The sequence below is a fragment of the Streptomyces sp. NPDC017529 genome, from assembly GCF_044329785.1.
Classification (GTDB): domain Bacteria; phylum Actinomycetota; class Actinomycetes; order Streptomycetales; family Streptomycetaceae; genus Streptomyces.
On sequence record NZ_JBIRJY010000002.1, the window covers coordinates 100,903 to 110,602 of the forward strand.

9 protein-coding genes are annotated in these 9,700 nt (G+C 73.8%); 3 read left to right on the plus strand and 6 right to left on the minus strand.

Features of this window, described 5'->3' with window-relative positions; genetic code table 11:
* The first annotated feature begins 84 nt into the window (after positions 1-84).
* The 3 genes from ACH4K4_RS04065 to ACH4K4_RS04075 all read left to right on the plus strand — a co-directional run bounded on the left by ACH4K4_RS04065 (position 85) and on the right by ACH4K4_RS04075 (position 3,364).
* Complete coding sequence (locus ACH4K4_RS04065) at positions 85-1,752, plus strand: bifunctional 3'-5' exonuclease/DNA polymerase (protein ID WP_398164655.1); 1,668 nt, start codon at positions 85-87, stop codon at positions 1,750-1,752.
* A 50-nt stretch (positions 1,753-1,802) separates the two neighbouring features.
* On the plus strand, positions 1,803-2,741 hold the full coding sequence (locus ACH4K4_RS04070) for an alpha/beta hydrolase (protein WP_398164656.1): 939 nt from the start codon (positions 1,803-1,805) through the stop codon (positions 2,739-2,741).
* Between the two features lie 188 nt (positions 2,742-2,929).
* Entirely contained in the window at positions 2,930-3,364 is a 435-nt protein-coding gene (locus ACH4K4_RS04075; RefSeq protein ID WP_398164658.1) for a RidA family protein, read from the plus strand.
* Positions 3,365-3,445: 81 nt separating this feature from the next.
* Here the strand turns inward: ACH4K4_RS04075 and ACH4K4_RS04080 are convergent, their stop codons facing one another.
* From ACH4K4_RS04080 to ACH4K4_RS04105, 6 genes are all read right to left on the minus strand, one after another.
* Positions 3,446-4,285: an arylamine N-acetyltransferase gene (locus ACH4K4_RS04080; RefSeq protein ID WP_398164659.1), complete on the minus strand. Its 840-nt coding sequence runs from the start codon at positions 4,283-4,285 to the stop codon at positions 3,446-3,448.
* 75 nt (positions 4,286-4,360) lie between these two features.
* Positions 4,361-5,986, minus strand: coding sequence for a hypothetical protein (locus ACH4K4_RS04085; protein WP_398164660.1), 1,626 nt, complete (start codon positions 5,984-5,986; stop codon positions 4,361-4,363).
* The gene (locus ACH4K4_RS04090) at positions 5,983-6,861 is read right to left on the minus strand and encodes an ATP-binding cassette domain-containing protein (RefSeq protein ID WP_398164662.1); all 879 of its coding nucleotides are present in this window, start codon (positions 6,859-6,861) and stop codon (positions 5,983-5,985) included. The genes ACH4K4_RS04085 and ACH4K4_RS04090 overlap by 4 nt, the downstream gene beginning before the upstream one ends.
* Positions 6,858-7,328 carry a hypothetical protein gene (locus ACH4K4_RS04095; RefSeq protein ID WP_398164663.1) on the minus strand — a complete coding sequence of 157 codons (471 nt, stop codon included), beginning with the start codon at positions 7,326-7,328 and terminating at the stop codon, positions 6,858-6,860. Before ACH4K4_RS04095 ends, ACH4K4_RS04090 begins: the two co-directional genes overlap by 4 nt.
* A gap of 158 nt (positions 7,329-7,486) precedes the next feature.
* Positions 7,487-8,857, minus strand: coding sequence for a sensor histidine kinase (locus tag ACH4K4_RS04100; protein ID WP_398164665.1), 1,371 nt, complete (start codon positions 8,855-8,857; stop codon positions 7,487-7,489).
* Positions 8,851-9,537 (minus strand): response regulator, encoded by a 687-nt coding sequence (locus ACH4K4_RS04105; RefSeq protein ID WP_398164666.1) that lies wholly within the window; start codon positions 9,535-9,537, stop codon positions 8,851-8,853. The genes ACH4K4_RS04100 and ACH4K4_RS04105 overlap by 7 nt, the downstream gene beginning before the upstream one ends.
* Between the last annotated feature and the right edge of the window lie 163 nt (positions 9,538-9,700).

Genomic DNA, 9,700 nt, shown 5'->3' on the forward strand with positions numbered 1-9,700 from the left:
CGGCCCGGTGGGTGGCGGGGCCGGGGCCCCGCGCGACAGCGCGCACCGCGCGACCATGTCAGTGGCCGATGCAAAGCTGACCGTATGCGGTGGGTTGTCGGGGAAACAGAAGACGGTGGCGCGCGAGCGTGCGCCGTGGACGAGACGGGGCGGCCCGTGGGGGCCACGGTCCGGGCGCGGAACGTGGTGGAGGCCGTCCGCGCGCACCCCACCGCGGAGCGCTGGGTGTGGCGGAACACCCACGAGACCTACCGGAAACTGCTCGCCGCAGGCACCCGCGTCGAGCGGTGTTACGACGTAGAGGCCGCCGAGGCGCTGCTGATCGGGCACGAGGAGGGGCAGTCGGGCCAGCCGCGGTCGCTCGCCGCGGCGTGGGCGCGGCTGCACGGGCTGCCGGTGCCCGACGATCCGCCCGTGCGTGGCGCGGAGACGCAGCCGTCGCTGTTCGAGCCGGGCCCGGTTCCGCTGCCGCCGGGGGTGGACGAGTTCACGGCGCTGCTGGAGGTGTACGCCGGGCAGGTGGCGCGTACGGAGGAGACGGCGCACCCGGGCCGGATGCGGTTGCTGCTGGCCGCGGAGTCGGCCGGCATGCTCGTGGCCGCGGAGATGCGCCGGGCCGGGCTGCCGTGGCGGGCGGACGTGCACCGGGAGCTGTTGGACGAGCTGCTCGGCGAGCGGTATCCGGGTGGGTTGGAGCCGCGGCGTATGGCGGAGCTGGCCGAGGAGGTGTCGCGGGCGTTCGGGGAGGGCGTGCGGGTGCGTCCCGACCTGCCGGCGGAGATCGTCAAGGCGTTCGCCGGTGCCGGGATCGCGCTGCGTTCGACGCGTAAGTGGGAGTTGCAGGAGGTGCGGCATCCGGCGGTGGCGCCGTTGCTGGAGTACAAGCGGCTGTACCGGCTGCACACGGCGCACGGGTGGGCGTGGTTGCAGCAGTGGGTGCACGAGGGCCGGTTCCGGCCGGAGTATCTGCCCGGGGGCACCGTGTCGGGGCGGTGGACCACCAACGGCGGTGGTGCGTTGCAGATTCCGAAGGTGGTGCGCAGGGCCGTGGTGGCGGATCCGGGCTGGCGTCTGGTGGTCGCCGATGCCGAGCAGATGGAGCCGCGGGTGCTGGCGGCGGTGTCGCGGGACCGGGGGCTGATGGAGGTGGCGGGGAGCGGGCGTGACCTGTATGCGGATCTGGCGGCGCGGGCGTTCGGAGGTGATCGTTTGCAGGCGAAGTTGGCGCTGTTGGGGGCCGTTTACGGGCAGACGTCGGGGGACGCGCTGAAGCACATGGCGGATCTGCGGCGGCGGTATCCGGACGCGGTGGAGTACGTGGACGCGGCGGCGCGGGCGGGCGAGGAGGGGCGGCTCGTACGGACGTGGCTGGGGCGTACCTGTCCGCCTGTCTCCGTGGCGCCGCCCGACGAGGCGGGGCTGCCGCAGGAGGAGGTGCCGGCGTACGGCAGTACGTCGGGGGCGCGGGCGCGCGGGCGGTTCACCCGGAATTTCGTGGTGCAGGGCAGCGCCGCCGACTGGGCGCTGCTGATGTTGGCGGCGCTGCGCCGTTCGCTGGCGCCGCTCCGGGCGGAGTTGGTGTTCTTCCAGCACGACGAGGTGATCGTGCACGCTCCGGAGGAGGAGGCGGAGACGGTGGCCGGGGTTGTCGCGGAGGCGGCGGACCTGGCGGGGCGTATCGCGTTCGGTGAGACGCCGGTGCGGTTTCCGTTCAGTACGGCGGTGGTGGAGTGTTATGCGGATGCGAAGTGAGAGGGGCGGGGGTGGGGTAGGCGGGGTGGGGTGAGTGAAGGAGGGGTGCTGTGTACGTTCATCCTGAGCTGGCGCCGGTGCTGGAGCGGTTGCCTCCGCTCGCTGATCCGTATGCCGACATCGAGGGCACCCGTGCCGGGCTGCACGCGCTGGCCCGCCACTTTCCCGCGGACCGCGGGGGCGTGGTGAGCGAGCGGTTCGCGGTGTCGCGGCCGGACGGTTCCGCGCTGGCCGTCGAGGTGTACCGGCCGGCGGACGTGCCGGGGGCGTTGCCGGCGGTGGTGCATTTCCACGGTGGCGGATACACGTTCGGGCAGGCACCGCCGGGCGAGGACCGTACGGCGATCGAACTCGTCCGCGAGGTAAGGGCCGCGGTCGTCTCGGTGGAATACCGCCTCGCTCCGGAGCACCGCTGTCCCGCGGCGGCCGAGGACTGCTATCTCGCTGTGGAGTGGACCGCGGAGCAGGCCGCGGCGCTCGGTGTCGACTCCGCGCGCCTGGCGGTCAGCGGGCACTCCGCCGGGGGCGGCCTCGCCGCCGCCGTCGCCCTGATGGCCCGCGACCGGGGCGGCCCGGCCCTCGTGCACCAGGCTCTGGTCGTGCCCGACCTGGACGACTCGGTGGGTACGGGCCCGACGCCGGCGGACGCGGACCCGCGGCTTCCGGACGGGCCGTTCGTGCGGCAGGGCTGGCGGCACTACCTGCCGGAGGGGGCCGGCGCGTACCCGTACGCCGCGGCGGCCCGCGCCGCCGACCTGCGCGGCCTGCCCGCAGCCTCGGCAGTCGTCTGCGGCCTCGATCCGCTGCGGGACACCGGCCTCGCGTACGCCCGCCGGCTGGCGGACGCCGGTGTACCGGTCGCCCTGCACTACGTTCCGGGGGCCTGGCACGGCTTCGAGATGTTCGCGCCCGAGTCCCGGCTCGCGCGGGACGCGACGGCTCACTGGACCGGCCGGCTGCGTGCCGCGCTGCACGGGGAGCGGGGCTGACCGGCCAGGGCGCCAGCCGTGCGGGGAGACGGTCGCGATGCGGCCCCGCGTGATCCGGTCTGAGCATCGGGAAACGGCCGCCGCGCGCCGGGCCCGGCCGTAGCCACGCCATAGACTCGGCGGGAGCGGGACGCGTTGCAATCTCTGGGACTGCGGTACGAGTTGGCTACGGAGGGGGCACACCGGACATGAGCGGACGACGGGAACCGGGCACGGAGACGCCAGGCGGTTTCGTACGGGTGAATCCGCCCGAGCTGTCACCGCCTACCGGGTTCAGCCATGCGGTGCGGGCCGCGCCCGGCACGGTCGTCTTCCTGGCCGGGCAGACCGCGCTGGACGGGGCGGGCCGGATCGTCGGCGACGGCGTCGTCGAGCAGTTCGAACGCGCGCTGGTCAACCTCCTGACCGCGGCGGCGGCCGCCGGAGCGGGCCCCGGCGACCTCGCCAAGCTCACCGTCTTCGCCGTGGACGTGGCCGACTACCGCCGCAACGCCGCGGCCATCGGACGGGTCTGGAAGCGGCTGGTCGGCGGCGACTACCCGGCGATGGCGGTCATCGGCGCGACCCGGCTGTGGGACGAGGCGGCGTTGGTGGAGATCGAGGGGTTCGCAGTCGTCCGTTAGGGCTGCCGTCCGTTAGGTCTGTCGTCCGCCGGGCGCCCGGCCGGTACGGTCTGCCGCGCGCCGCCGGCCGGGTGCCCGGCCCTACGCCACCGGCTGTTCCCCGTGCAGTGCCACCAGGTCGGCCGCGTCCCGCTCGTCCAGTACGAGCCCGAATTCCGCCGCCAGTACGGCCGGGATACCGTCGGCCGGCACCTGGCGCACCTCACGGGACCAGTCGGCGCGGGTCAGTGTCAGCTCCGTGCCGATCAGGGTGCGGCGGAGATCGGGGCCCGGCTGCTGGACCACCATGCGGCCGGTGAACGGCGAGCGCGGGTGCGTGGAGATGTAGTAGTTGAAGACGCCGTAGTCGGCCGGGTAGCGGGCCTCGGGACCGAAGGCGTACAGGTCGAACCAGCCGTCCTCGTGCCGCGAGCGCAGCACCCAGGTGCCGTCCGTCCCCTCCCTGACCAGGCCGAACGTCCAGCCGCCCTGGCGGACCTCGACGCCGTCGCGCAGCGGCACCGGCTCCAGCAGCGCTTCGCCGCCGAAACCGACGTCGGTGATCCAGTCCTCGCCGTCCAGCCGCACCTTCAGCAGCGCGTGCGTGACCGGGCGGATCTTGGTCTCGCCCATGCGGATGCGGGCGCCCAGGCCCGAGACCGCGAAGCCGAGGCGGTCCAGGGCGGCCGCGTACAGCAGGTTCTGCTCGTAGCAGTAGCCGCCGCGGCGGCGGCCGATCATCTTCTCCTGGAGGGACTTCAGGTCGAGCAGGACCGGCCGGCCGAGGACGATCTCCAGGTTCTCGAAGCAGAACGCGGCGGCGTGCCGGGCGTGCAGTTCCCGCAGTGTGGCGAGTGTCGGCACGCGCTCGCCCTCGTACCCGATGCGTGCGAGGTACGCGTCGAGGTCCAGCTGTGCCCCGCCCCAGACGGTGTCGGCCATGGTCGTTCCTCTGCTCCTTCTGCGCCCTGGGGCGGCTTCCGTGCGTACGTCCGGCGGAGTGCCGCCCCTGTGACCCTACGAGACGGCCGGGGTCCTGCGCAGCGGGCCCGCCGCGGCCAGCACTCCGGCCAGCAGCAGGGCCGCGAGCGCCGCGACGAGTACGGGTGAGAGCGCGGCCGGCTGCCCCTCGGGCCGGGTTGCTCCCATGTAGTCGAGGAACGACAGGCCGTTGAAGACGCTGTACCAGAGCGGCAGGTACAGGGCCTGGAAGAGCCGGTGGGTACGGGAGAGCGAGCCCAGCGCCATGGCCAGGGAGGGTATGAACAGCACCCCGCCCATCCAGGCGGCCACGCCCTGCCACTCCCCCGCCATCGCCAGGCGCAGCAGCGGTACGCACCCGACGACAGCGGTGAGCGCCAGGCCCGCCGTCCATTCGGCGAGCGCGCGGCGTCTGGCTGCCGGATAACTGCCGAGCAGGGCCTGCACCCCGTTCTCGTGCCGCTGGGTGCCGAGCCGGGACCAGATCAGTACGGGCCATATCCAGGCCAGCGGCAGGACCACGCGGCCGATGCCGGAAGTCGGCACACAGAAGCCGACCAGGGATATGAGGGCCGCGCCGGTCCACCACCACCAGGCGGCTCCCTGGAGAAGGATGCGCAGTTCGCCGAGGAGGAGGCGGTGGTAGCCGGTACCGGCGGTGGGTGGAGCGGCGGTGAGGGCCAGGGTCGGGAGGGGTGTGGCGGGGGCGGGCACCGGGGCCGATGTCCCGGGCAGGGCCGGCCCCGGGGCTGGGTGCCCCGAGGCCGGCTGCGCCGCCCGGCCTGCCTTCGTGCCGCGCGCTCCCCCGCACGCCGGATCGAAGCGGCCGAACCAGAGGGCGGGCAGCAGCGCCAGTGCCGCGGCGGCGAGGACGACCGCCACCCGGCTCAGCACGAACTCCCGCTCAGGGGTGAAGCCGTGCCACACGAAGGTACGCAGCGGCTGTTCCAGGTAGGTGAAACCGAGGCTGAACTCGCCACTGAGCGCGCCGTGTTGGGCGATCAGGTCGTCCCGCATCGTGGCGACGGCGCCGTGTATCCCGATGCCACCGAGCGGGGCGTGCGGCCGCTGCCCGCCCAAAACCAGCACCATCCAGACGAAAAACCAGACGACGTTGCCCACCCCGCCGCGCAGCACCGGTGTCGATTCGAACAGCAGCGCCGCCGCCGCCGTGACGACCATCAGCGGCAGCGCGACCAGTACGAACGGCTTCAGCAGCGCCGGCGGGTCGACGGCGTACGACTCACCGCGCGCCAGTTGCATGACCAGCGCGGTCACCGCCAGCACACCCAGCATCGAGGCGAGCACCAGGACGTTGCTCAGCAGCTTGCCCGCGAAGTACCCCGTGGTGCGCAGCGGTGTGGTCGCGAGCAGCCGGCCCACGCCCGAACGCTCGTCCCTGGCCAGCGCGTTGCGTACGACGTAGAACCCGGCCAGCGGCAGCCACAGCGCCGCCGCGAGGGCGGTGGCCACGCCGACGTACGCGCTGTTGTACGTGCCGCGGAAGTCGCCTATCTGGAGGATGACCCAGTGCGAACCGGGCTGCGGCACGGCGAGGTAGCCCAGGCCGACCGCGGCCAGCAGTGTCACGGCGTACGCGGGACGGCGCACCCGGTCGCGGAAGTCGGCCAGCGCCAGGCCGCCGAGCGTGCGCGGGCTCATCGGACGCCGCCCGCGCCGACCGCCGCGAGGTAGGCGTCCTCCAGGTCGGGCGTCAGCGGCACCGCGCCCTCGTACGGCCGCGTCGGCGACAGCAGCCGGACCCGTACGCCCCCCGGCGTACGGACCATCCGGCTGACGGTGTGCCGCGCCTGCACCGCCGGTACGTCCCCCGGGGCGGCCGACACCTCCCACACCTGCCCCGCGACCTGCGCGAGCAGTTCCTCCGGGGTGCCCCGGCACAGCAGCCGGCCGCCCGCGACGACGGCGATGTCCCCGGCCACCGACTCGATGTCGGAGACGATGTGGGTGGAGAGCAGAACCACGCGCTCCATGGCCAGCCCGGCGAGCAGAGTGCGCAGCCGGGCCCGTTCCTCCGGGTCCAGCCCGGCCGTCGGCTCGTCGACGATGAGCACCTTCGGGTCGGCGAGCAGCGCCTGCGCGATGCCGACCCGGCGCAGCATGCCACCCGAATACGCGCCCAGCGGCCGCTTGCCCGCCTCGGTCAGGTTGAGCAGTTCGAGCAGTTCGCCGATGCGGGTACGGGCGCGGGCCGCGGGCACGCCCTTGGCGGCGGCGAGGTACGCCAGGAATTCGCGCGCCGTCAGGTTCGGGTAGACGCCGAAGTCCTGCGGGAGGTAGCCGAGGGCGGCGCGCAGCGGCTCGGGGCGCCGCACCGCGTCCTGGCCGTCGAAGAGCAGCTGCCCCGCGGTGGGCCGGGTGAGCGTCGCGGCGATGCGCATCAGGGACGACTTGCCCGCGCCATTGGGCCCGAGCAGGCCCAGCAGGCCGGGACCCAGCCGGAGGGTCAGGCCGTCCACCGCCTGCTTGCCGCCGCGGTAGACCTTGCTGACGCCGAGGAGTTCGAGGGTGGTCATGAGCGGGCCTGTCCCTTGTCGCGTGGCCGGTCCTGGCCCCGCAGATCCGTCTTGGCTCCGTCGCGCAGCACGGTCACACCGCGCGGCACCTCGACCTTGAAGCGGGCGTCACAGATCGCCAGCCCGCTGCACCCGGCCTCCAAGTCGAGCGTGTCCCCCTTGAGTTCCCATCGCAGGCGCTTCTTCCCGCTCTTCGCGTCGAACCAGCGGGTGACCCTGATGTCCTTGCGGTCGGTGACGACCAGGTCAGCCGGTATCTCGTGGGTCTTCACGTCCAGCGTCCGCCCGTCGAAGGCGAAGGTCTTCACCGCCGGCTCGGCACTCTTGGCGTCCACGGAGCAGCCGGTGAGCGCTATGCCCAGGGGGACGACGGCACAGGCCGCCGCGATACGGACCATGGCCGTACGGCCGCCCGCCCTGAGCGGGGCCGCGCTGCTGCTGCGGGTATGTGTCCTGCGAGAGACCACCGGAATCGATCCTCCGAAGTGCGGGTTGGCTGCACATGTCGAGGATCGGCGTTCACGGGTCGGGCCACATCTGCCGTTCGGCAGATATTGCGGCAGGGATTGCGGCAGAGATCGGGGTGGGTATCGCGGCGGATTCTGTGGGAGCGCCGGAGAAGGGGTCAGGTGGCCGGGAGGACGGCGCTGACCCGCCAGCCGGGCCCGTACCGGCCGCACGCCAGAGTGCCGCCGAGCGCCTCCACACGGGCGGTGAGCGCCGCGAGGCCGGTGCCGCCGCCGTTCCTGGCGGGCAGGCCCAGTGGGCCCGAGGGGCGCCCGCCGCCGTCGTCGGTGACCGTCACCGAGACCGCCGGCTCGCCGTCGGCCGGAGCCCGCACGACCTCCACGTCCACCCGTCCGGCGCCGGCCGCGTGCCGGCGGATGTTGGTCAGGGCCTCCAGCACCACGCGGTGCACGGCGTCCTCGATGGCGCGGGGCAGCGTGCCCGGCAGGCTGTCGTCCATGCCGAGGGTGACGCGGACGCCGGTGCCGTTCGTACGGCTCCCGACGGCCTCGCCGCCGTCTCCTCCGCCCGCCCGTCCGCCGCCGGTCGCGGCGAACCGTTCGACCATCCCGGCCAGGTCCGCCAGCCCGTGGAGGCGGGTCGGCGGCAGCTCGCCCTCGTCGGCGGCCTCCGGGCGTCCCCGCCCCTCCGCGGCCGTGCGCCGGTCACCGGCCCCGCGGCTCTCCGGGGCGCGCAGCGTCCGTACCGTACGGTCCATCGAATCCAGGGCGCGCAGCCCCGCCTCCTCCAACCGTGCCAGCAGCTCCGCCGTCTGCTCCCTGTCGTACTCCGCGACCCGCGCGGCCTGCACCTCCAAGACGATGCCCGTCACCTCGTGCGCGACGAAGTCGTGCAGGTCACCGGCGACTTCGAGGCGCTGGTCACGCATCGCCCGCGCCACCGCACGGGCTCGGCGGTCGTCCTGCGCGCGCAGGTACAGGCCGGTTCCGGCCGCGCCCACGGCGAGGAACAGCGCCAGCGCGCTCACCACGACGACCGCGCCGCCCTTCACGGACGGCTCGGCGTTCAGGAAGCGCAGCGGCAGCAGGACGAAGGCGGCCACCGCCAGGAAGCCGCCGACCGCGGCCTGCCGGGCCGGTTCCCGGCGGATCTGCCGCCCCGCCAGCACCAGCAGTGCCGGGATCTCCGCCGTCTCCCACAGCGCCGCATAGTCCTTCGGCCCGCGGTAGAAGAAGTCGGCGGCCAGGGACAAGGCGGCGACCGTGGTCACGGCGGTGGTGAGCGTGATCCGCCCCCACGGCCAGCGCATCGGCGCGGCGAACGCCGCCACGGCGGCCGGCACCGCCGTGACGAAGGCGTCGAACGCGAGCCCTTCCCTGCCGAGCGGCAGCGGAAGCAGGACCAGCAGCGCCAGGGCCGCGCACCAGCTCAGCCGACGGGCCGTTACGGGAGGGGCGCCCGCGTCCGGAACCGTTACGGGAGGGGTGCCCGCGTCCGGAGCCGTCGCGCTCCCTGCCCCCTTCACCACTGGGTTCGCTCCCGCCCCGCGTACCCCATCTCCCAGGCGTGCACCGCGATTCCGACGCGGTTCCGTACGCCCAGCTTGCGCTGGATGCTGGCTACGTGGGTCTTGACCGTGCCCGCCGAGATGAACAGCTCGCGGGCGATGTCGGCGTTGGTCAAACCCGCGGCGACCTGTCCGGCGATCTCGGTCTCGCGCTCGGTCAGCGCCTCCAGGGCGCGCGGCGCGGCGGGCCGGGCGACGGTGACGTGCTTGAGCAGCCGGACCGTGATCGAGGGGCTGATCAGGCTGTCCCCCGCGACGGCCGCGCGGACCGCTTCCACCAGCAGGCTCGGACCGGAACGTTTCAGCAGGAAGCCGCAGGCGCCGTGCCGCAGGGCGGGGTAGACGTACTCGTCGAGGTCGAAGGTGGTCACGACGACGACCCTGACCTTGGGCAGGGCGTCGTCCCCCGGCTCCGCCGGGCCGGTGCCGGCCAGTCGGCGGGTGACCTCCAGGCCGTCCATCCGCGGCATGCGGATGTCGACGAGCGCCACGTCGGGCCGCAGCGTACGGGCCGCCTCCAGGGCCGCCACGCCGTCGGCCGCCTCGCCCACGACTTCGATGTCCGGCTGGCTCTCCAGTATCCGCCGCAGTCCCCGGCGGACCATCTCCTGATCGTCCGCGATCAGCACCCGTATCGTCACGACCGGCCATCCTGTCATGGCAGCGGCGGGCGGGCCGGAAAGCGGCTCGTGCGCCTCGGCGCACGGCTGTGGCCGGGCCCTTCCTCAGGCGCGGCCCTCAGGAACGGCGTTCAGGAGCAGCCCTCAGACGCAGCCGCTCAACCGCATGCCCCCGGTACGAATG